General features: G+C 51.1%; 23 protein-coding genes, 1 tRNA gene and 1 other RNA gene. 16 read left to right on the top strand and 9 right to left on the bottom strand.

Annotation, left to right across the window (positions count from 1 at the left end):
* Nucleotides 1–53 precede the first annotated feature (53 nt).
* Together WC052_03430 and WC052_03425 are read left to right on the top strand one after the other, a co-directional pair.
* Entirely contained in the window at nt 54–1,256 is a 1,203-nt protein-coding gene (locus WC052_03430; protein ID MFA7286681.1) for a peptidoglycan DD-metalloendopeptidase family protein, read from the top strand.
* A 976-nt stretch (nt 1,257–2,232) separates the two neighbouring features.
* Nucleotides 2,233–3,012, top strand: coding sequence for an SIMPL domain-containing protein (locus WC052_03425; GenBank protein ID MFA7286680.1), 780 nt, complete (start codon nt 2,233–2,235; stop codon nt 3,010–3,012).
* A gap of 139 nt (nt 3,013–3,151) precedes the next feature.
* On the opposite strand, the gene WC052_03420 is transcribed toward WC052_03425, so the two are convergent.
* Nucleotides 3,152–3,286 carry a hypothetical protein gene (locus WC052_03420; GenBank protein MFA7286679.1) on the bottom strand — a complete coding sequence of 45 codons (135 nt, stop codon included), beginning with the start codon at nt 3,284–3,286 and terminating at the stop codon, nt 3,152–3,154.
* Between the two features lie 266 nt (nt 3,287–3,552).
* Between WC052_03420 and WC052_03415 the strand changes: the two genes are divergently transcribed.
* Nucleotides 3,553–3,969, top strand: coding sequence for a hypothetical protein (locus tag WC052_03415; GenBank protein MFA7286678.1), 417 nt, complete (start codon nt 3,553–3,555; stop codon nt 3,967–3,969).
* A 67-nt stretch (nt 3,970–4,036) separates the two neighbouring features.
* Here WC052_03415 and WC052_03410 read toward each other — a convergent pair whose 3' ends face one another.
* On the bottom strand, nt 4,037–4,819 hold the full coding sequence (locus tag WC052_03410; protein MFA7286677.1) for a ZIP family metal transporter: 783 nt from the start codon (nt 4,817–4,819) through the stop codon (nt 4,037–4,039).
* 133 nt (nt 4,820–4,952) lie between these two features.
* Between WC052_03410 and WC052_03405 the strand changes: the two genes are divergently transcribed.
* From WC052_03405 to WC052_03390, 4 genes are all read left to right on the top strand, one after another.
* A complete protein-coding gene (locus WC052_03405) occupies nt 4,953–6,326 on the top strand; it encodes a deoxyribodipyrimidine photo-lyase (GenBank protein ID MFA7286676.1) in 1,374 nt (457 codons plus the stop codon).
* A gap of 35 nt (nt 6,327–6,361) precedes the next feature.
* A complete protein-coding gene (locus WC052_03400; protein MFA7286675.1) occupies nt 6,362–6,823 on the top strand; it encodes a hypothetical protein in 462 nt (153 codons plus the stop codon).
* Between the two features lie 140 nt (nt 6,824–6,963).
* Nucleotides 6,964–7,221, top strand: coding sequence for an RNA-binding protein (locus WC052_03395; GenBank protein MFA7286674.1), 258 nt, complete (start codon nt 6,964–6,966; stop codon nt 7,219–7,221).
* Between the two features lie 96 nt (nt 7,222–7,317).
* Nucleotides 7,318–7,779 (top strand): hypothetical protein, encoded by a 462-nt coding sequence (locus WC052_03390; GenBank protein ID MFA7286673.1) that lies wholly within the window; start codon nt 7,318–7,320, stop codon nt 7,777–7,779.
* Between the two features lie 8 nt (nt 7,780–7,787).
* Here the strand turns inward: WC052_03390 and WC052_03385 are convergent, their stop codons facing one another.
* The 3 genes from WC052_03385 to WC052_03375 are packed head-to-tail and all read right to left on the bottom strand — an operon-like array spanning nt 7,788 to nt 11,483.
* The gene (locus tag WC052_03385) at nt 7,788–9,065 is read right to left on the bottom strand and encodes a pitrilysin family protein (protein ID MFA7286672.1); all 1,278 of its coding nucleotides are present in this window, start codon (nt 9,063–9,065) and stop codon (nt 7,788–7,790) included.
* A 4-nt stretch (nt 9,066–9,069) separates the two neighbouring features.
* Nucleotides 9,070–10,443 carry a glycine--tRNA ligase gene (locus WC052_03380; GenBank protein ID MFA7286671.1) on the bottom strand — a complete coding sequence of 458 codons (1,374 nt, stop codon included), beginning with the start codon at nt 10,441–10,443 and terminating at the stop codon, nt 9,070–9,072.
* A gap of 5 nt (nt 10,444–10,448) precedes the next feature.
* Entirely contained in the window at nt 10,449–11,483 is a 1,035-nt protein-coding gene (locus WC052_03375; protein ID MFA7286670.1) for an AI-2E family transporter, read from the bottom strand.
* Between the two features lie 52 nt (nt 11,484–11,535).
* On the opposite strand from WC052_03375, the gene smpB reads away from it, so the two are divergent.
* Together smpB and ssrA are read left to right on the top strand one after the other, a co-directional pair.
* Complete coding sequence (smpB, locus tag WC052_03370; GenBank protein MFA7286669.1) at nt 11,536–12,042, top strand: SsrA-binding protein SmpB; 507 nt, start codon at nt 11,536–11,538, stop codon at nt 12,040–12,042.
* A gap of 2 nt (nt 12,043–12,044) precedes the next feature.
* Nucleotides 12,045–12,428: a transfer-messenger RNA gene (ssrA, locus tag WC052_03365) on the top strand.
* Here ssrA and WC052_03360 read toward each other — a convergent pair.
* The gene (locus WC052_03360) at nt 12,395–12,517 is read right to left on the bottom strand and encodes a hypothetical protein (protein ID MFA7286668.1); all 123 of its coding nucleotides are present in this window, start codon (nt 12,515–12,517) and stop codon (nt 12,395–12,397) included. The two genes, ssrA and WC052_03360, sit on opposite strands and share 34 nt — an antisense overlap.
* 31 nt (nt 12,518–12,548) lie before the next feature.
* On the opposite strand from WC052_03360, the gene infC reads away from it, so the two are divergent.
* The 5 genes from infC to WC052_03335 all read left to right on the top strand — a co-directional run bounded on the left by infC (nt 12,549) and on the right by WC052_03335 (nt 14,488).
* Nucleotides 12,549–13,130 (top strand): translation initiation factor IF-3, encoded by a 582-nt coding sequence (gene infC / locus WC052_03355; protein ID MFA7286667.1) that lies wholly within the window; start codon nt 12,549–12,551, stop codon nt 13,128–13,130.
* 20 nt (nt 13,131–13,150) lie between these two features.
* A complete protein-coding gene (locus WC052_03350) occupies nt 13,151–13,372 on the top strand; it encodes a hypothetical protein (protein MFA7286666.1) in 222 nt (73 codons plus the stop codon).
* A gap of 12 nt (nt 13,373–13,384) precedes the next feature.
* Nucleotides 13,385–13,759, top strand: coding sequence for a 50S ribosomal protein L20 (gene rplT, locus WC052_03345; GenBank protein ID MFA7286665.1), 375 nt, complete (start codon nt 13,385–13,387; stop codon nt 13,757–13,759).
* A 259-nt stretch (nt 13,760–14,018) separates the two neighbouring features.
* Nucleotides 14,019–14,093: transfer RNA gene (locus WC052_03340), tRNA-Asp, on the top strand.
* A gap of 122 nt (nt 14,094–14,215) precedes the next feature.
* Nucleotides 14,216–14,488 (top strand): GIY-YIG nuclease family protein, encoded by a 273-nt coding sequence (locus WC052_03335; GenBank protein ID MFA7286664.1) that lies wholly within the window; start codon nt 14,216–14,218, stop codon nt 14,486–14,488.
* An 8-nt stretch (nt 14,489–14,496) separates the two neighbouring features.
* On the opposite strand, the gene WC052_03330 is transcribed toward WC052_03335, so the two are convergent.
* Nucleotides 14,497–15,249 carry a hypothetical protein gene (locus WC052_03330; GenBank protein ID MFA7286663.1) on the bottom strand — a complete coding sequence of 251 codons (753 nt, stop codon included), beginning with the start codon at nt 15,247–15,249 and terminating at the stop codon, nt 14,497–14,499.
* Nucleotides 15,250–15,326: 77 nt separating this feature from the next.
* Here WC052_03330 and WC052_03325 point away from each other — a divergent pair, with 77 nt between their 5' ends.
* A complete protein-coding gene (locus WC052_03325; GenBank protein MFA7286662.1) occupies nt 15,327–16,505 on the top strand; it encodes a hypothetical protein in 1,179 nt (392 codons plus the stop codon).
* Between the two features lie 9 nt (nt 16,506–16,514).
* Nucleotides 16,515–16,808 (top strand): hypothetical protein, encoded by a 294-nt coding sequence (locus WC052_03320; GenBank protein ID MFA7286661.1) that lies wholly within the window; start codon nt 16,515–16,517, stop codon nt 16,806–16,808.
* Between the two features lie 173 nt (nt 16,809–16,981).
* Here the strand turns inward: WC052_03320 and WC052_03315 are convergent, their stop codons facing one another.
* Nucleotides 16,982–18,076 (bottom strand): hypothetical protein, encoded by a 1,095-nt coding sequence (locus tag WC052_03315; GenBank protein MFA7286660.1) that lies wholly within the window; start codon nt 18,074–18,076, stop codon nt 16,982–16,984.
* Complete coding sequence (locus WC052_03310; GenBank protein MFA7286659.1) at nt 18,073–20,151, bottom strand: hypothetical protein; 2,079 nt, start codon at nt 20,149–20,151, stop codon at nt 18,073–18,075. The genes WC052_03315 and WC052_03310 overlap by 4 nt, the downstream gene beginning before the upstream one ends.
* Nucleotides 20,152–20,154 lie beyond the last annotated feature (3 nt).

The raw sequence follows: 20,154 nt of genomic DNA, 5'->3' as shown, positions 1-20,154 counted from the left end.
TACGCTGTGTATTCCGTTTCGTATCCATGCGTAGCTGTGTTATGCTGCGTGCAATGTTGTCACTAAAACATACGCTTCTTATAGCCGCCGCGGTACTCGCGTGCCTGACGTCGTACAAAGCGATTAATCAGTACGGTACGGCTTCAGAATTTGTGCATCCGGCAAATAAGGTTGCCGCTTCAGACGAGCACAAAAAAATCGTTGCAATTAGCGACGGGGCGACCTATGGGGTACTCATGACGAGCGCTGGCATAACAACTGAAGCTTCGTCGAGTATCTATGATGCGGCATTTGCGGTTTACGATCTTGCTACTATTCGGAGTGGTCGAACAATTGCACTCTATTTTGATTCAGCTGGCGCCATACTGGGTCGACTTGTTTACGACATCGATGACGAAGAAGAATTGATTGTAACGCGAGACGAAAGCGGCGCGTGGCGAGCTGTGCGACAAGCAATTCCGTATGAGGTAACGGAGCGTACGGCGACGGGGGTTGTTTCTGAAACGTTGTATCAGTCGGCGCTAGCTGCTGGCATAGATGAAGCAACGGTCATCGCATTTGCCGATTCGTTGCAGTGGAGTGTTGATTTTTCCCAAGATGTTCGCAGCGGGGATACGTTCGCCGTTGTATATGAAGAACGATTCCTCAATGGAGAAAAGGCAGGTTCAGGCCGGGTACTCGCGGGGAAATATGTGAATGCTGGTACGGCGGCGTATGCGATTGGCTACACCGTACCGGGCAGCGAATTTCAATACTATGACGATAATGGGAATAGCGTTCGTAAACTTTTTTTGAAAGCACCGGTAGCGTATCGGTATATTTCGTCTGGCTTCACAACGGGCAGGCGGTACGTGCAAGCCTTTAACGTGAGCACGGGGCATCGGGCAATAGATTATGCTGCGTCGTACGGCACGCCAATTCGAGCTGTAGGAGACGGTACCGTTACACTCGCTGGATGGGACGGCTCATATGGTAATAAGGTCTCTGTTCGACACAATGCCACCTTCAGTACCAACTACGCTCATATGTCCAAATTTGCAGTGAAACGTGGGGAAAAGGTGAGCCAAGGAGATGTTATCGGCTACGTTGGCTCAACAGGGTTCTCTACGGGGCCGCATGTGCACTATGAACTTGTTAAAAATGGTGTGAAAGTTAATCCATTAGCGGAAGTTTTGCCACCTGGTGAACCGATAGCAGATGGGGAGCGAGAAGGGTTTTCTAAAATTGTTGAAAAGTATAAAAAAGCACTGGAGTAAGGGATTTCATTACTCTTTTGCTTCGTTAAAATAATAGAGACCAGTCCACCAAAGGCGGATCTGCCTCTGGCATGACTTCTGGTGACTTTTCTTGGATGAGCAAGAAAAGTTATGTTTATCTTGCCTTTTTCTTACTTCTCCCATAGAGTTCTTTCGTTCCCGAAGAGTCAGGAGGCAGGTTAGGCACAATTTTGAACCCAAGGCAGGAGGAAAGCATCATGTATGCAGAAGAGCAAGGACCCTGGATTGACCAGTACTTTCGCCATCGTAGCTGCGGCGCGATCGTGCGTCTTGTCGAGTCGACAAGGACGTTCTGGAAGACGAGCAGGGCGGGGGTGGCGATCTGTAGGCGCAGTGCAGTTGCAGGCACTATTTCAAGATTGCCGAAGAAGGGGCACGCGGCGTGGTGCTCGTTGGTCAGCTCGATAAGGCTTCCGTCCGAGCGCATGGCGTGAGGATGGAGGAGCCGGTGCAATCGGTAGCGGCTTCCCCCAAGAAGCAGTCGACGTCATCGTCGCATTCGAGGCATTCGAAGGTGAAGGAACGTCGCCGTGCGACCCAGAGGCGGTTCGCCAGGAAGACCAGGCGGTCAGTCGCGTGGCGCGGCGGAGTGCTCTACTTCGTCGACGACCATGGGACTTTCGCATCTCCGGTGCCTGGCGCGCCTGCGATTCCTTTTCCGGGTAAGCGGGCGCATGGCGAAGGTGGTCCGTGGGCATGGAAAACGGGTCCGTACCTCTCCGATTGAGAGCGTGAGCGGGCACGACGCAGGCCGGACACCTGCAACCGGCAGTCTCCGCCGCCTGCGCCGACAATCGGCGCCTTTCACTTCACGCCACGCAAGCATTCTAGTTCGCGCTGGCGCTGAGCGAGGGGGTGCAGGTTTGAAGAGGTTTCGAGAGGGTCGCCCCAATAATGGTGCGACCCTCTCTTCCCGTCTGTGCTATACTAAAAATACTTACTATTTAAAAACACTATGAATCAAAGAATTCAAAATGCGCTTTATATTGTCGGTACGTTCACGCTTGCGGCAGTAGCAGTAAGTGCGTTGGCGTACGTGAAAACATACAGTCGGGCTGCGGAACCAACGTCGTTTCGTAGTTTCTCGGTGAGTGGTGATGGTAAGGCTGTGGTGGTGCCAGATGTGGCCGAATTTAGTTTTACGGTTATTACTGAAGGCAAGGACGACGTGGCGGTGCTCCAAACAAAGAACACCGAAAAGACCAATGCCGCTATTGACTACTTGAAGGCGCAGGGGGTAGACAAGAAAGACATTCGCACACAGGGCTATAACGTTTCACCAAGTTACCAGTACTACCCATGTACCGGTGTTGCTCCTTGCCCACCACCATCAATCGTTGGCTACACAGTGAGCCAAAGCGTTGGTGTAAAGGTGCACGATTTTGCTAAGGCTGGAACGTTACTTTCTGGTGTTGTAGCAAATGGTGCTAATTCGGTTTCTGGTTTGCAGTTCACGGTAGACGACCCAACCGCATCAGAAAACGAAGCGCGCGCCGAAGCTTTTGCCAAGGCGCAAGCCAAAGCAAAAGATATTGCTGAGGCCGGTAACTTCCGATTAGGGCGACTCCTTTCAGTGTCGGAAGGAACAAGTGGTCAGCCACCAGTGTATCCGCTTGCCTACGGCGGGGAGAGAGATATGATGGCGGAAACGAAAGCTGCAGTACCAACGCCGACTATTGAGCCTGGCAGCCAAGAAGTGAATATAAGCGTCACGTTGCAGTACGAAATTCGATAAGCATTGTTAGTGAGTTTACAAATCACACCACGACGTTGTGTCGGGGTGTGATTCATTTTTTGGCAAATTTTTTGGCGGCTGGGAGCTAGGGGATACCTTGCTCACCAGCCGCCATGCGGGTCGGTCGGGTGGGAGAGGGTTACTTCTCCCTCTTTTTCTTCGGCCTTTTTGCCGAACGGTTGTTGTGGCGTTTCTTCTTGCCGCCACCGTTGCTCTCTCCCTTCTTCTTGGCCGCCTTTCTGGCAACAGCCCTCGCCTTATTTTGTCGCGTCATGCGACCTCCTTCAGTGCAGAGTTCTCACCCTGCGATTGTCCGTCGCTGGCACGGGTCTCGCCGTCGACGGGTTGAAGAAAATTGGATCGGGCGTCAAACGTCTGAGATTGGCCCTGGGGCAGATCTCGAGGAACCAGTGTCCATCGAAACGCTTGGCTGTGAATGTAAGCCTTCCACAACTCCTCATCCTCATCACCTCCTGGCTCAAAGTGCCAATAAACTAGCACCTTTTGCCTTTTTAGTCAATCCCAGCTAGACTTGCCGACATGCAATTTCGAAAAGAACTTCAGAAACAACCAAGTCGAATCCTTCTCTATTGGCTTACTGGGCCTTTTATTTATGGTATGGCTGTACCGCTTTTATTTCTTGATATTGCGACCGAGCTCTACCATCGGTTTTCTTTTCCCATATACGGTTTGCCGTATGTTAAGCGGGGAGACTATATTCGCATTGACCGTCACAAGCTTTCCTACCTGTCACTCATTGAAAAGGTACATTGTGCCTACTGTGGTTACGCCAATGGTTTGTTGCCATATTGTGCGCGGATAGCGGCTGAATCAGAAAAATTTTGGTGTGCCATTATGCATAAAAAGTACGAAGGTTTTCATGCGCCAGAGCATCAGAAAGATTTTCTGCCATACGGAGATAAAGAAGCATTCGAGGCTTACGTGAACAAAGATTAAAAATAGTGTAGATAAAAAAACCGCCCCGACATCTTGCCGGGGCGATTTTATTACTAGCGCTTCACGCCTAGCCGTGAGCAACTTTTGTAACAATCGCTATGACCGCTATACCAATGAGAAACATCGTTACCACATGGCCGAGTTTATCTTGCCTCGTACGACGATGGAGCTCAGGCACGAGGTCGGCGGCGCTAATGTAAATGAAGAAGCCGGCGGTTAGTGCCAAAAGGGCGGCAATGTAGGGTTCAACGAATGCCTGCAAGGAAACGGTTAGTATCGCGCCGAGTAGAGACGCCGCCGCGCTGACAATATTCCAACCAATGACTCTACTTTTTTTCCAGCCCGCCGCTAACATGACACTCATGTCACCAATTTCTTGGGGGATTTCGTGCGCGGCAACAGCAAAGGTTGTTACGATACCGAGCCCGGGATTTACAATGAAGGCAGCAGCGATGGCAATGCCATCAACAAAGTTGTGTAGTGTGTCGCCAATAATAACAAACCATGGAGCGTGAGATAGGTCGTGATGTCCGCCACCGCTCTCTATGACGTCGTTTGATGGGTGAGTGGCTCGGCCATGAAAGAAAGACTCCATTAGGAAGAAAAGAACGAAGCCGGTGAGTGTCCAGGCAAAGAGTCCGTCTGTGTGTGTACCACGTTCGGCTAGTAACTCGGTTGCTTCAGGTAAGAGTTCCAGGAACGTAGTGGCCAGGAGTGCGCCAGCCGCAAAGCTCAACATATGGTGGAGATGTGGCTGTAACCGTTGGCTGGTGAGTAGTATCACTGCACCAAGAAGCGAGATAAGACCTCCAATGAGCGAGAAACAAATGACGTAGAGATATAAATTCATAGGATTATTACAGACTATAGCTATTCGTAGCATAACCTATTTGCGAAAGATTTGCTAGTAGCTTTCGACACGGACGGATAGAATCGTTTTTATTTTAAATGACGCTACGTCTGGAATTCAGTACACTGAAGCTATGCATAGTGACTTGCGTCGTGCTCGAACACTGAACGACAAACCGCATGGTGTTGGTCCTGTCGTGTACTGGATGTCTCGGGATCAGCGAATTGAAGATAATTGGGCCTTATCGCATGCGCAGTCATTAGCCGTGCAGCAAAAAGTGCCCCTTATAGTTGTTTTCTGTTTACGCCCTGATTTACGACAGCACCGTGGTACAGCCCGTCTGGTTGATTTTATGCTTCCTGGGTTACGCGCCGTTGCAACAGAGGCACGTACATTGCGGCTACCATTTTTTATCCTGCTTGACGACCCGGTAAAGGCAATAAAAGTGTTTGTTCGCCGTCACAAAGTTGGAGCAGTGGTAACAGATTTTTCTCCACTTCGACGCGCTCGTGAGTGGCGTTCGACATTAGCCAAAGAACTGCCAGTACCACTCATTGAGGTTGATGCACATAATATCGTGCCGTGCTGGTTGGCTTCACCAAAGCAAGAGTACTCGGCTCGAACATTGCGACCAAAGATTACGCGACTGTTGCCGGAGTACCTAACACCATTCCCAAAGGTACGGCGTCATCCATTTCCGTGGTCAGGTAATTGTCCAACTGTAAACTGGTCAACGATACGGCGCACGGTGCAAGTAAATGAAGCGATTCGCTTGCCGAGTGAACTTGAACCAGGACCAAAAGAAGCGAATCGAAAGATGCGATATTTTATAAAAAATAAACTGCGTCATTACAAAGAGCATCGTAATGATCCAACGAAGTCTGGGCAGTCACTGTTGTCGCCGTATCTACATTTTGGGCAACTGGCAGCAGCCCGAGTCGCTCTAGAAGTTATGAAGCAGCCACGGTCAGAAGCAGCCGAAACCTTCTTGGAAGAATTGATAGTTCGTCGTGAACTGGCGGAGAACTTTTGTTTTTACAATGAGAACTACGACTCGATAAAAGGCTTTCCAGCCTGGTCGCAAAAAACACTTGCAGAGCATAGTCGTGATAAGCGTCCGTACCTATACAGTGAAGCCACGTTAGACAAGGCACAGACACATGACGAACTGTGGAATGCGGCCCAGCTTGAGTTGGTGCATTGCGGCACCATGCCTGGGTACCTGCGCATGTACTGGGCAAAAAAAATACTAGAGTGGTCACCCTCAGCCACCATTGCCATGCGCGTTGCGGTTGGGTTGAATGACCGGTATCAAGTCGACGGGCGAGACCCCAATGGCTACGCAGGTATCGCCTGGTCTATTGGCGGCGTTCATGACCGGCCATGGTTTCCTCGGCCGATTTTCGGCACGGTTCGCTTTATGGCTCGTTCAGGGTGTGACCGGAGATTCTCGGTGTCTACGTATAGTGCAGCTGTTCATCAGCGATTAGGTAACGTCAACTCATAGTTGGCCAACCTTTTGAAACGAGTTATTATAAACTCATGGACTCACATTTACGAGCAGTCGACCAACATGTAGTGCCGGTCGTTGCCACGGTGCATTACTACGGAGACATTGTTCGCCGTTTGTTCATTGCTATAGCAATTACTTTAACAATAGTGAGTCCATTCGTTGTTTCGCTCTTGCCAGTATCAGCGTTTGCAATTTCTCTTATTGTTTTAGCGCTGATACTGTTAGCTGGATTAACGAATCCTCTGCAGCGCTGGATTATCGCAACTGATTTTGTCGTTTCTGCTGCTGGTGTCTACAGTTTTGTCTATGTGTCCGCTACCAGCTACGCAGCGGTCGCACTAAGCAACACGCATCTCGCCTTTTTTGTAGCCAGTCATTTCATAGCCTTCCTTTTTGCCTTTGCTTTGTACTACAGCAGTAAAAGTTTTCGCGGTTTATTTTTTGACTTACCAGAGCGGCCTGAATACGTTCGCCGGAGAGGGCCTGAATAGCCCCCTTTACAAGTTGCGTTAAAGCTGCTATAGTATTTTCGCAATGTAAGGTTCTCGTGTCTTGTTTACGCTACCAAGCGACCACAGCCGAGAATTTAGGTCGCCTTACGAGCACTTGTAACGTAACCAAAGCACGAGAAATGGCAAAGCGACTTTTCGTCGGCGGGCTTCCTTACTCCACCACGGATGAGGACCTCAAAGACGCGTTTTCTAACTCGGGCACGGTAGCATCAGCCAAGATCATCACTGACCGGGAAACCGGACGGTCGAAGGGCTTCGGCTTCGTCGAAATGTCGACGGACGAAGAGGCAGATGCAGCAATCTCCGCCTGGAACGGGCAGAGCTTGAGTGGTAGAACCATCACCGTGAACGAGGCGCGACCAATGGGTCAGCGCTAAGCGTCTTCCGACGTTGTTCCTACAAACGCTCCGACTTTGTCGGAGCGTTTGTTTTTTTCATGTGACGGAAGGGGGATTGGTCAGTATACTGATGAAATGTTTCTAACTGTTCACGCATCAATTGGTGCTCTGCTTGGCGATGTCATTGACGAGCCGTATGTCGCTGGTTTTGCCGGCATGCTCTCGCATTTCATTTTTGACGCAGTGCCGCATGGCGACGAGCGGATTGAAAAGTACTTGCTCGCGCCTGAACGTAAGCGGTGGGTGGCTGCTTTATTTATTCTCGATGCGCTTACCGCTTTAGCTATCGTCACCCTGTTTTATGCAAGCGGTATTACTCGACATCCGGCTGCTTTTTTCACAGGCGCCCTTGGCGCCGTGCTGCCAGATGTCCTTGATGGTTGTTGGCATGTATCAAGGAAAAAATTTTTACCAGATTTCCATACAATGCACGATGCTGCGCATCGTTTTTTGAAGCATCCAATTCATCCAGTATTGGGCTACATTGTGCAGGTGTCGTTGTTTATTCTTGTTTGGTTGCTGGTCGTTTGGCTGTAACTGGTTAATTAGATGGCGAAGCGAAGGGCGGCTTTAACGGCTACTTCCTCGCCCTTTGGTCCAATGACGGCGAGGTTCAATTTTTTATTCTGGAAGATATCTTTTGCCACACTGAGCACTTGCTCTGTTGTAACGCGGTCGATGTGTTTTAGCATAGACTCAATTGGTTCTGCTTTATCTTTCAGAATTGCTTGGTCGCCAAGGAAACTCGCCATGGCGCTCGATGATTCGAGCCCAATGACAGCATGCCCTTTGAAGCAATCCTTGGCTTGATTGAGTTCCGCGGCATCAATGCCAATTCGTTTGATTGTTTCGTATTCACTCAAAATGATGTGCGTTGCTTCGGCCAGTTTACCGTTTGGCACACCAGCCGTTGTTACCAAGTAGCCTGAGTCTGAGTAGTACTGGGAACGGGTTGAAACGTAGTAGGCGAGGCTGTGCTTTTCTCGCAAACTGGTAAACAGTCGAGAGCTCATGTTGCCGCCAAGTATCATAGAAAGTACAGCCACGGCGTATCGCCGTTCGTCATACGCGTTATAGGTGCGAACAGCCAGGGCGAGATGCGTTTGGTCAGTTTGCTTTTCTTGTAGCTTAAAGGCCGGTGCTGTTTGCTTTTCTTTCACCGCTAGCTTTGGCGTGGTACGACGTTTCGGTAAGATAGCGAAGTGTTTTTCGATGAGTCGTTCAATCTTTGCGGCTTGTACTTTACCGGCCACGACCACAATGGTTTCGTTCGCCACATAACGGCTTTGGAAGTAGGCCAGGAGATCACGACGAGTAACGTTGGCGACCGTCTGCCGGGTGCCACCAATATCCCATCCAGCGGGCTGGTCGCCGTAGAGCAGGGACTCGAGGACGTCGCCAATGTATGAAGTCGGCGTGTCGTAGTACATGGCCAATTCTTGCTGTATGACACCTTTTTCTCTTTCAATTTCTTCAGCCGCATGATTAGAGTGCAGCAACATGTCTGCCACCCAGTCTACCGCCAGCGGGATATGGCGAGCGTCGAGGCGGGCGTAGTAGCCGGTGTGCTCTTTGTCGGTAAAGGCGTTATATTCGCCACCGACCGCGTCCAGCACGGCGGCAACGTCTTTCGGTGTCGGTCGCTTGGCCGTGCCCTTAAAAAACATGTGTTCAAGGAAGTGGGACAAACCATTTGTTCGTTTTGTTTCGTACTTTGAACCGGCTCGTACGAGCACCAGTACTGTGGCACTTTGGGCGCTTGGCATAGGTGCGACATAAAGCGTCAGGCCGTTTTTGAGTCGGCTACGTTTGATAGTTTGCATTGTTTTACGCTAAGCGCCGAGCAATTTCGTCGGCAAGGTTTGTAATAGGAAGTCGCACTTGCTCCATTGTGTCGCGGTCGCGAAGAGTGACGCAGTGGTCGTTCACCGTATCGAAGTCAACGGTTACGGCAAAGGGTGTGCCAATCTCGTCTTGTCGTCGATACCGGCGACCAATAGATTGTGTTTCGTCATAGTCACAGACGAAGCGTTTGGCGAGCTCTGCAAATAACGGCTTAGCGATGGTCGCCAGCTCTTCTTTTTTGGAGAGTGGGAGCACGGCTACCTTTATCGGCGCAAGCCAGTAGGGAAGCTTCATCACAATTCGTGTTTCTGCTTTATCGTCAGCCGTTGGTGCGGCTTCTTCTGTATACGCTTCGCACAGTACTGCCAGCACGGTGCGATCAACTCCCCAGGTTGGTTCGATGACATGTGGCACGAATTTATCCGTTGGATCTTCAGGATTGGTATAGCTGAGATCTTCACCGCTGCCAGTCATGTGCGCCTGTAAATCAAAATCTGTGCGGTAGGCGAGACCGTAGAGTTCTTTGGTACCAAACGGGAACGTGTATTCAATGTCGATGGTGCGTTTTGAGTAGTGGGCGCGTTCGCCGTCCGCAATATCTTTGAGTACTATATGGTCTTCAGTAATGCCGAGGTCACGAATCCATTGTTGCATACTCGCCAGCCAGGCGGAGAAGTGGGTTTCCCATTCTGATTCGCGAATAAAGTATTCAATTTCCATTTGTTCGAATTCACGGGTGCGGAAGATGAAATTGCCTGGTGTGATTTCATTTCGGAAGGCTTTGCCGATTTGGGCGATGCCGAACGGAAGCCGTCGACGCGTGGCGTTGAGCACTGCCTTAAAATTTACAAACATTGATTGCGCTGTTTCTGGTCTGAAGTAAACGACGTTCGCTTGCGCTTCAGCGGGTCCGAGGAAGGTTTTGAGCATGAGGTTGAACTGCTTGGCTTCTGTGAGCTCATTGCCGTGGGGGCTTTGCACCTTGTTATGTTTGGCCGCCGCGCGCATTTCCTCAAAGGTGAGGCCCGTTATATCAATCCCTTGTGCTTCCAGGAGTTGATCGAGTCGGAAGCGTTCGTGGGTGACCTTGTCTTCAACCAAGGGGTCAGTGAAATTAGAAAGGTGGCCACTGGCTTCCCAGACCTTGGGGTTCATCAGTAACGCCGCATCGATACCAACAACATCGGGACGAGCATTCACGAAGCGTCGCCACCACTCTTGCTTGATGTTATTTTTAAGTTCAACACCAAGCGGTCCGTAGTCCCAGGCGTTCGCCAGTCCACCATAGATTTCTGAACCCGGAAAAATAAAGCCGCGACGTTTGGCGAATGACACCAATTCGTCCATTGATTTCACCATAATTATTTCTGGCTAGTTTTTGCTCGATGCCGAGCCCGTGTTTCTTGGATGATAACATGCAAGGCGATGGCGAGCGGTATGGCCAAGAAGGCGCCAGTAATGCCGCCAATTTTTCCACCAACCAAGAAGGCGACAATCGAAATAATGGGGGAGAGGCCAACTGCTCGCTCCATGATTTTTGGCGTAAGAACGTTGTTCTCAAAAAGCTGTACCAGGTAGTAGGCGACAGCAACTGCTCCCGCCATCTCCGGCGAAATGGCATAGGCCAGCAGGATGGCTGGTACGGCGCCAATTAAAGGGCCGAGGTAAGGGATAAACTCCGTTAATGCTGCCACAACTGCCAAGAGCACCGCATAGCGCATGCCAAGTAGTAAAAGTAAGACGTATACCAACAGGCCGACCAAGGCCATGAGCAGCAGTTGGGCTCGTAGCCATCGACCAATTTGTGCCTCGAGTCTGCCGTAGAGTCCAGTGAGATAGGTCTGGGCTGACGCTGGTAAGGCTGCCACGCTGCGTTCAATGGCGTTCTCGTCTACGACCAGGTAGAAGGTCATAACAAGCACCATGAAGAACGAGAACAAGCCACCAAAAATTCCAGCAATGGTTCCGACAACGCCTTGCGTGGCGGACGTTATGGCTCGTGATAACTCTTGAAGCGCTTGGGTGGCTGGTGTAGCGGCGAGCTGCGGGCTGTAGCTCGTGAGCCAGGTGAAAAATTTCGTGTAGAGGTCGGGAAAGGTGAGGGCCAAGGCTTTTAGCTCTTCAATAATTGGCGGAACAATGAGAATAACCGCAGTGCTAAGCACCGCAAAAAGTATGGCGTAGATGCCGAGCATGCTCACCGGTCGTGGTATGTGTCGCCGTTGCAACCAATCAACACCCGGGCGTAATGCGGCGGACAAGAATATCGCCGCTAGAACCAGGAACAAGATATCAGCGGTGAGGTAGATAACCCAAACGGCCACAACCATCGCCACTGCTTTAAGCATCGTAGCGGTGGTGATGGTAATGCTGCTTTCTTGAAATTGAGGAGTCATAGTTGTATGGTCTGTTCGCTGAGGCTAGTATACGGAGTATACGGCAACAGATATGAAATCTCAAAGGACAGCACAAACAAGCGCGTCTCGAACATTGGTCGAGAATCGTCGCGCACGACAGCGATTCGCCATAATCGAGCGGTGGGAGGCTGGCATCACGTTGAGTGGTCAAGAAGTGAAGTCTTTGAAGGCTGGGGTGGGGGATATGCGTGGTAGTTATGTGCGCGTACGGTCTTTTTACTCAGCCAGCCGCCATCAACAGTTCGCCGCCGAATTGGTAAATCTCTATATTCCACCATATGTCAAAGCCGGTCCGGTAGAAGGGTATGAACCTCGTCAGACCAGACGGTTACTTTTGCGACGGCAAGAACTTGTGCGATTAGTTGGATTATTGCAAACAAAAGGTTTGACAGTAGTGCCACTTTCTCTGTATACTCGCAACCGACTCATCAAGGTCAGTATTGGCCTTGGACGAGGTAAAACAAAGGTCGACCGACGCGAGGATATTAAGACGCGTGAGGTCGGCCGTATGGTTCGGCAGCGAATGCTGCGCCCCTAAATGGGGATGTCCCGGTTTCGATGGAGAGTTCTTTCCGAAAAGGCAGGTGGAGCATGGGAATGCTCCTAAATCTTTCCCACCTACATACAAGCCAACACACTGGCCAGTAAGGTGCAGAACGCTTTCGCGTCTCTCCGCCTTGCTCCTGTTCTCGCCTAAAAAAGCCGAGAACCATCTCAGCCTCCTCGCTTACAGGGAAGCAATTGAGGTGTCATATTTGTAAGCACTCCTAACGTGCTGTTCCGGTGCGTACGGAGTACTTTCGGAACTCGCATCCGTCACGTCGTCGCTCAACGTCGTCGGATGGAAATCAATGAGCGACTATACCTGTAGACTTTTCGGCTTCCACTCTTCAGACAGGGGTTCGACTCCCCTCATCTCCACCAGCCTTCGCTCTGCGAGCTACGGCTGGCAGGCCAGTAGTCATGTTGTGTCCTTCGTAACCCTGCAAAATAAGGGAAGAAGGGCTATGCATAGTGTCAGTTTACTCACCCTATCCAACGCCCTTGCGTAGAACGTATCGTCGCCGTGTCATTCTTCCAGTCGGTCCAGCCTATAAGGTGAATCGAGAGATTACTGCGCCTGAGGTTAGACTGGTTGATGAAAAAGGGCAGAATGTTGGTGTCGTCGCTACGGCGGAGGCAAGGGCAATGGCTGAGAAAGCTGGGTACGACCTCGTTGAGGTTTCTCCCACGGCCAAACCGCCAGTTGCAAAAATTCTTGATTTTAGCCAATTCAAGTATCAGCGGGATAAGGAGACACAGAAGGCGAAGCAAAAGCAAAAGAAACAAGAGACGAAAGGTATTCGACTCTCAACCCGTATCGGTACGCATGACCTAGAACTTCGCTTAAATCAGGCGTCAAAGTTTTTAGATGACGGCAGCAAGCTTAAGATTGAACTGCTGCTCAGGGGCCGAGAGCATCAACATAGAGAATTGGCCGAAGCGACGATAAACCAGTTCATTGACGGCTTGAAAAAGCGTTATACTATTACCATCGAGCAGCCGGTACTAAAGGTAGGTGCGAGGATGTCACTTATTTGTTTTTCAAGCGGCAAGGTCGCCGCACCGCAACCTGCTAAAACCTAGATTCATTTATCGACGACAATATGAAACTAAAAACTAGAAAAAGTTTATCGAAGCGAGTTCGCTTCTCGGGCGCCAAAGCCGGCAGCCGAACGGGGAAGTCTCCGAAGTTGGTGCGAAAAGCAGCTGGGCAAGATCACTACAATGCTGCTGAGAGCGGTACGGTTACCAGAAAGAAGCGGCGACCAGTGTTGGTGGCCAAAAGCGACATTAAAACTATTCGACGGCAGTTGCCGTATTCGTAACCTTTTACTTTTATGGCACGTGTAAAACGAGGCGTCGCGCATGTAAAGCGCCGCAAGAACATCTTAAAGCGAGCGAAGGGGTTTGGTTGGAAGCGTAAGAATACACTTCGGGCAGGAAAGACCGCCATTGTGAAGGCTGGTGTCCATGCCTATGTTGGTCGGAAGCTAAAGAAGCGAGATTATCGAGCATTGTGGCAGACCCGCTTAGGCGCCGCCGTGCGGCCAGCTGGTCTTAGTTACTCAGCATTTATTGCCGGGCTAAAGCAAGCAAACATTGAACTTGACCGTAAGGTGCTGTCCACACTTGCCGCTGATCACCCGAAGATTTTTGCAGTTGTTGTCCGCGAAGTTAAAGCCGCCATTAAGGCGCACAAGCCAAAGAAGTAGCACCTGTTTTGCCGCTTGTTTTCCGTGTAGCCCTAGGCTAAGGTAAGCAAGCGGCCGCCGCTTCACTACTCGTTTCCTTAAATTCTTTTGTGATACTCTTTTCGTTCTCTTCAGTGTGGACTCGTGGTGTAGCCTGGTAATCCCGCTTCGCGGGATCACGGAGATATCGTCCCGTCGACACGGGATCGAGTCCGCAGTATCTCGTTAGAGTTGTCCATTACAACGTTTCAACCTATACTCTTTTCGTTCTCTTCAGTGTGGACTCGTGGTGTAGCCTGGTTAACACGTCTCCCTGTCACGGAGAAGATCGCCGGTTCGAATCCGGTCGAGTCCGCAGTGCAGAGAACACAAGTTTTTATCTTCGTACTTTACTGACGTTTGTGGCCTTGTCACTCGGAAGATCGTCCCGTGTCCACGGGATCGGGTTCGCAGTGCAGAGAATCTTTTTAAATTTTTATGAGTAGTGAGGCAGATTGGTTCGTGTACTTACTGCGATGTTCTGATGGTACCTATTACACTGGCATCACTACTCACATAGAGCGACGCATCGAGCAACATAATAATGGTACGGGCGCACGGTATACTCGAGGGAGGTTGCCTGTCGTTCTTTGTTGGTTTGAACAACAATCTTCTCACAGCACAGCATTAAAGCGTGAAATGTCGATAAAGCGTTTGCAGCGAAAAGAAAAAGCTGAACTAGCAAATGCTGCTAGTCTTTTTAAAAAGTAAAAACGGTCTTACGAGACCGTTTTTTGTTGCAAGTAATTTTGTCGCTGTTCTTCTTCGGTCGTAAGCACTAAATAAGCGAACAGGAAAACGGCCGTGTAAAGAATACGGAAGATGACGAGCGGCCAATCGATAAGAATTTTCATTTGGTCAATAACGCCGAGCGTTACGTAGATGATGAGCGAGAGCGAATAGAGGAGGGCATACGGGAAGGTACCAATCGGTTGTCCTCGCCAGGCTTTCAGAGTTATAAAAATGTGTCGAATGAGGAGTAGCATCGCCAAACTTGCTGATGAACCAAAGATCGCGAGAAATCGGATGCTTGGCACTGGGTCAGCAGTGAAAGCGGTAACAATACCAGGGTGAAACCCGCCAGGTAATAAAAATTGCCATAGCCCCGCCACCATGGCAAGTAGACCAAGACTAGTTAAGGCAAGGGCTTTGCGGATTGAATTAAAGAGCTGCATGCCGAGGTAGAAGTACAGAGCAACGCCAGAGCTAAATACTGCCGTTTCAACCATAAATTCGTTTACGAAGTGGAACTGTTGGCCTGCGTAGCCAAAAATCACAAGAAGATAACGAATAGTAACGGCTGCCCAAAGCACACTGGTGGCGAGCCAGAAAACTGCGTAGCTGCGCATTGCCGGGGAGAGTTGTCGCCAGCGGCGAGTTAAAAACAAAACAAAAGCAAACGCCGTCGCACTGACGACGCTCGTGACAAAAGCGTTAATAAGGATGCCGAGGGGGAATGGTGTTGTTTCCATATGTGTACATAGTATACCTCGATAATCAGGGGACAGCCATTGAAAAACGCAGGTATAGCTGCTATAATGCCCATAATATGTATAATCCATTTGGACGTCGAAGTAGAGAGCATTCGACAAGTGCGGATAAAGCTGCAGAAGAAGGGGGTACGCGGTTAGATGCGAAAGCGCTTGAGAAATATTTAAACGACAAGAGTTTTAGAGAATTCGTTGATAGGTTACCCGACGATGACAAAGAGGCGATAGCAGGCGCAACCCGTGAGGGGAGTGAAATGTCGCCAGAACAGTTACAACAATATATTGAACAGTACAATAACGTTAACGAAGTAAAGAAGGGTTTATCGAATTATTTCAAAAAAGAAATACCTCGCGAGGTTGGCTTAAAGAGTGGTGATGTAGAAGGTATAATTGTTGATGAAATCGATGCGTATGTTCGTGAAGGAAATCATGAGGCCATTGCTGAGATGCAACATGCAATTGAACAGTACCAGGCAGTTACGAAGCAAATAGCGAGTCTTGAGAGCGAATGTAAAAAATTGGGTGGTGCTGAGAAAGCACAAAGTAAGGCGAGAGATCTCGAAGCGGCCAAAAAGGGTTCGTCGCGTTTGAAGCGTTGGGGTTTCCGTTCCCGAACGAGTAACGAGGACGCCGCTATTGAACGATATGGTGACAATGCAAAAAATATTAAAAAAGTGCTCGAGCAACAGCTTGAAAAAGTAGAAAAAATTGAAAATGCTGAAGCGCTCCGCGATGCAGCGCTGGCGCAACTTGCAGAGTTAAATGAAGTTGTGTTCGCAAGTCTTGGTGTTACTGAACGAGTGGGGAGTATGGCAAATATAGCCATCAGAGAGGGGTTAAGAGACGCACTAGACGACAGTGCTGAGCCCAAGACGTTGGAGGACAAAGAGAAGGTGATTCGTCAGTATCAAGCCATGCGGGGAAATAAAATTGTGAGTGAGGCGTTAACTGTCGACGATGAAGTTTTGAGAGCGCTTGATAAGGAAATTATAGATCAGACGAAAGTGCTTTTTGAAACGTCTGTTGAAGACGCTCTTCAAAAGAATAATGCCGTAGATGTCCTTCGCTCTTCTTTAAAGCCGTACTTAGCAAAGAGAGTCATTGGTACTGAAAAAGATGCAAGAGAATTTCTTGTCGAAACACTCACTAGCATGCGTGAGGTGACTTGGCGAGTTAGTGAGAAAATGGTAATTGATTGCGCACTGCGTTCTCTTGAGAGTGGGGCAACAGCCGCATAAAATATAGATATGATTACAGATTTCTTTAAAAAAACCATTGTCGCTCTCCAGGGTAACAGTAACGCCGGAGACCTCAAGAAAGCTATTCAAGAAGACGTGCAGGACGGGCCACGAACAGCACGAGGTGCACTTGTTGTTTCCGCCATGCTTGCTCACATGAAAGCGAAGACAGCAATTTATGAGCAGTATGCGCAAGATTTAGAGACTGCCGTAGCGGCGTTGCGGTCGATTCGGCAGGCTGAAGAAGACATTCGAAACGCCGTAAAATTAAAAATTATTGATGAGCAGTTGAAATCCGCTTAGTTCTTCACCATTCTAAAAAGCGACCTCACTTGCGTGGGGTCTTTTTTATAAACGAAAAGGGCGAGAGACGAGGTTGAGCTGTTGCTCTTCCTCGCTCTCGCCCTTGCCTTCCTCGGGACCCGCCTGACGCCGTTGCGTCTTGGGCGGGTCCCTGTATGTTCTTGTCCTCCTCCTCATGAGGACCTCGGCCACACCCAGATGGCAGCGCCGAGCTCTCCGCCACGGATGCAGTACGGCCAGATCCCACTGTGGTCTGATCCGTCGAGCACCGTCGGCGCATGTCCGGTCGAGACGTCGACAAACGCATACTCGCGTCCGTCTTCGCCCTTGATGCCGAGTTTCGTTTTCTCGGTTGGGCACCAGTCTTCTCCCGGTTCAAGGACGAAGCGGACTGCGTTCTCAGGAACGCCGTCCGGTCGGTTTGATACGGCAGGTTTCTGTGGTGTGCTCCTGAGTGCGGAAAGTACCTCCTTCACTTTTCCGCTCACTCGTTCCGACAGCGGAGGAGCAAGTCTCAGCTCCGCCTCCATTTTGCTGATGCCCTCTTTGTAGTCCTTGAGGGCCCTGGTTTGAATGTCCAATGCCTCCTTGGTTCCGATCTTGCCGTCTTTCAGACGGGTTTCAGAATCCTTGATTGCCGTGTCGAGGCCATCTTGAAGTCGGCCTCGCCACAACTTGCGTTGCGTAAAGCTGATGCCTACTCCTTCGTCGTCGACGCGAACGATGTCGGCAGTGCTGGCATCCGTTACTGGTCGCCAGCCGGCCGTTTCGAGCATCGTGAGAGGGAACCAGCCGATCAACATCAGCGTGATAAGCATCGAGTTCACGACGCCAAACATGACAGCTCCCGCGAGCCGGTAACCATGCTGGTGCCAAAACTCGAACATCGCCCACGCGCTCATTGCTGTAATGGCTACTGCTACCTGGACGTTCCAGAACGACAGTAGCTCCGCCTCACTTGCGGTAGCATTGTTGCGCAGACTGACGATGGCGGCGAGGGCGAAACCCGTGCCGACAAACATCAGGAGCCTCTTCCACCATCCGGCCGAACCCGGGTAGTGACGCGAAGCGCGCTGTGGTAGGCGAATGAACGCCGCCGCTACAACGGTTATGAACGCGATTGCCATGATCGGCACGAACACGTTCGTGAAAGAACACCCCGTCGCCCATGCGACGAGGCTGGCGAAGGCGATGGCCACTCCTGCAGCAATCGCCAGTTTACCAAAGAGGCCATGACTCTCGCCGTGACCTCCGCCGTGTTCGCTCATCGTACTCCTCCTGGGACCAGATGTTTGAACAGCCGGCCCTTCAAAATGTGATCCGTGAAGATGTTGGCGGCCATATGCCGAAGCAAATCGCCGATCCCCACCTCTTTGATGACAGTTTCCATTGTGCTGGTTGCTGCCTCAGCCATTCTTTCTCCTGTTGGCTTGTTCTTGGCGGAAAGGGGACGAAGGAGGCTGGTCAGGAGTGTTGCTCCTGGTCCGACTACCTTTACCTCGCCGTCGAATCCGCCGGTGATTTTATCGATCGACCGGTGGGCGTAGTCCCGCAGTTCATCACCGATGGTGGGGATGAAGAGCGCAAACGCCCAGAACCATAGGTACACTACCAGGGGCAGTGTTACCCAGTTTCCTCGGCGTTCTGTTTCTTTCACCGGCGCGACCTTTTCTTCTTTCGTTTCTTTCTCCTTGGTCTCTGTAACCTCGTTGCGCAGTACGCGGTCATAGAAGCGTTTCTGCTTCTGCTCCATCTGCTCGAGTACTGCGATCGTTTGCGGTGACGAGTAGGCCTTCGCAACCTCGTCTTGACTCGGCCCGGGGTTCGTGATTGCGAGTGCGCTGACGAGCAGCGTTACCAGCATCCATGATCCCCACACCAAGTTGTCAGAGGGTACCAGTTTCGACCAGTCGATCGTCTTGTTCCGACGGAACTGCCTGTCTGGTCGTTCGATTCGCTCCTCCTCTTCTTCCCGATAGTCATCATCCAGTTCTTCGTCCTCACGACGGCGACGAGAACGGAAGCTAACGACGACAACGGAAACAAGCATCAGCGCCAAGACCACGCCAGCCATCCAGTCGCTAATCTGAGTGAGTACCCATCCGAGGATAATCGCTCCGACGATGATGCAAAGCACCGGCAAGAGCCAGTTGAACGTTCGGCTCAGCACTGACCTTCTTGAAAGCCGTTCATTGAATCGCCCCTCTTCATCTTCGTGATCATCACCACCCGGTTCTTCGTCCTCACGACGACGAGAGCGGAAGTTGGCAACGATAACGGAACCAAGTGACAGCGCCAAGACCACGCCAGCCATCCAGATGATGGCTTTGACGAAGATCCAGCCGAACAGGATGAAGCCGATTCCGATAGCCGTGCTGTACAGCGCGGCCTCGAGCCAGCCCAGCCTGCCAGACGGAGTCATCGACTTCGCAGCCGGCAGCTCCTTGTTGTCGAGCTCGGCATTAAGCCCGACGACGTCGCAGTCGACCTCAACTGCCGTGGTGTGGTAGTTGATAAGCCGATAGCTGGTGGTCGGCATGGCTGACACCAGCAATGTGAACTGCTGGCCGGTGGAGACCCAGGTCTCCACGCCACCTTCGAGACGGTACATCTCGATGGGTTCCGCTGTTGTGAGCTGCAGGGTGCAGCTCACGCCCTTGCCGTCTTCGTCGTACGCGCGCGGCGTAACGAGGACTGCGCAGGCACCGGTGTCCGGGTTGTAGGTCGTTCCGGTTTCCACCAGTTTGACCTTTGTTGCTGGCTTCGACGGGGTTACCGGCGGCACTTTATCGGGTCCTTGGAGGGTTACCGATGCCGGAGTGGCACCGGGGCACTCGAAGGTGATGGCGAGGGATTCGCCGTCAATAAGCGCAAACTCCAAGTCCGCGCCCACCTCCGGTATCTGGTACGTGGTGCAGCGACTCGCACTGCAGCACTCTGGAGAGTACAGTGCGACCACCTCGCCAGTTGTCGGTTGCTCGTCATTGTCGAGGAGGTAGACCAGGACGTGGTGCCGCGCCTTCTTTCCGGCGCTGGCTGACGCCATCACCTTTTTGGCTGGTGGCATTTCTACCGCCGGTTCGGCAGCCGGTTCGCCAGTCTGGAGATTCAGGCTGACGATGTTCGAACCGATGGTGGTGTTTGTAAGCACCACCTGCAGCTCGAGGGGGTCGCCGTCGTGCTGCTGTCGCACGTCAACGATAGTGCGCAGCCAAATCCTTCCCGTTGCTGGGTCGGTCTCTGCGCTGGCACTTTGTTCGTTTCGTGCGGTGCCGTTCACCATCAGGAGCACCCGCCGGCCGAGGGCCTGCAGGTTTCGGCTAACGCGCGTCAGCACCGCCACTTC

This window comes from Patescibacteria group bacterium, assembly GCA_041675205.1.
GTDB lineage: Bacteria > Patescibacteriota > Patescibacteriia > GWA2-46-9 > GWA2-46-9 > JBAYUF01.
Note: the sequence above shows the minus strand (reverse complement) of the source record. Positions and strands in the feature narration are given on the sequence as shown.

Excerpts from the sequence above, each read along its gene's own strand:
- WC052_03430 (MFA7286681.1), top strand. The coding sequence starts at position 54 with ATGTTGTCACTAAAACATACGCTTCTTATAGCCGCCGCGGTACTCGCG.
- WC052_03425 (MFA7286680.1), top strand. The coding sequence starts at position 2,233 with ATGAATCAAAGAATTCAAAATGCGCTTTATATTGTCGGTACGTTCACG.
- WC052_03420 (MFA7286679.1), bottom strand. The coding sequence starts at position 3,286 with ATGACGCGACAAAATAAGGCGAGGGCTGTTGCCAGAAAGGCGGCCAAG.
- WC052_03415 (MFA7286678.1), top strand. The coding sequence starts at position 3,553 with ATGCAATTTCGAAAAGAACTTCAGAAACAACCAAGTCGAATCCTTCTC.
- WC052_03410 (MFA7286677.1), bottom strand. The coding sequence starts at position 4,819 with ATGAATTTATATCTCTACGTCATTTGTTTCTCGCTCATTGGAGGTCTT.
- WC052_03405 (MFA7286676.1), top strand. The coding sequence starts at position 4,953 with ATGCATAGTGACTTGCGTCGTGCTCGAACACTGAACGACAAACCGCAT.
- WC052_03400 (MFA7286675.1), top strand. The coding sequence starts at position 6,362 with ATGGACTCACATTTACGAGCAGTCGACCAACATGTAGTGCCGGTCGTT.
- WC052_03395 (MFA7286674.1), top strand. The coding sequence starts at position 6,964 with ATGGCAAAGCGACTTTTCGTCGGCGGGCTTCCTTACTCCACCACGGAT.
- WC052_03390 (MFA7286673.1), top strand. The coding sequence starts at position 7,318 with ATGTTTCTAACTGTTCACGCATCAATTGGTGCTCTGCTTGGCGATGTC.
- WC052_03385 (MFA7286672.1), bottom strand. The coding sequence starts at position 9,065 with ATGCAAACTATCAAACGTAGCCGACTCAAAAACGGCCTGACGCTTTAT.
- WC052_03375 (MFA7286670.1), bottom strand. The coding sequence starts at position 11,483 with ATGACTCCTCAATTTCAAGAAAGCAGCATTACCATCACCACCGCTACG.
- smpB (MFA7286669.1), top strand. The coding sequence starts at position 11,536 with ATGAAATCTCAAAGGACAGCACAAACAAGCGCGTCTCGAACATTGGTC.
- WC052_03360 (MFA7286668.1), bottom strand. The coding sequence starts at position 12,517 with ATGCATAGCCCTTCTTCCCTTATTTTGCAGGGTTACGAAGGACACAAC.
- WC052_03350 (MFA7286666.1), top strand. The coding sequence starts at position 13,151 with ATGAAACTAAAAACTAGAAAAAGTTTATCGAAGCGAGTTCGCTTCTCG.
- rplT (MFA7286665.1), top strand. The coding sequence starts at position 13,385 with ATGGCACGTGTAAAACGAGGCGTCGCGCATGTAAAGCGCCGCAAGAAC.
- WC052_03335 (MFA7286664.1), top strand. The coding sequence starts at position 14,216 with ATGAGTAGTGAGGCAGATTGGTTCGTGTACTTACTGCGATGTTCTGAT.
- WC052_03330 (MFA7286663.1), bottom strand. The coding sequence starts at position 15,249 with ATGGAAACAACACCATTCCCCCTCGGCATCCTTATTAACGCTTTTGTC.
- WC052_03325 (MFA7286662.1), top strand. The coding sequence starts at position 15,327 with ATGTATAATCCATTTGGACGTCGAAGTAGAGAGCATTCGACAAGTGCG.
- WC052_03320 (MFA7286661.1), top strand. The coding sequence starts at position 16,515 with ATGATTACAGATTTCTTTAAAAAAACCATTGTCGCTCTCCAGGGTAAC.
- WC052_03315 (MFA7286660.1), bottom strand. The coding sequence starts at position 18,076 with ATGAGCGAACACGGCGGAGGTCACGGCGAGAGTCATGGCCTCTTTGGT.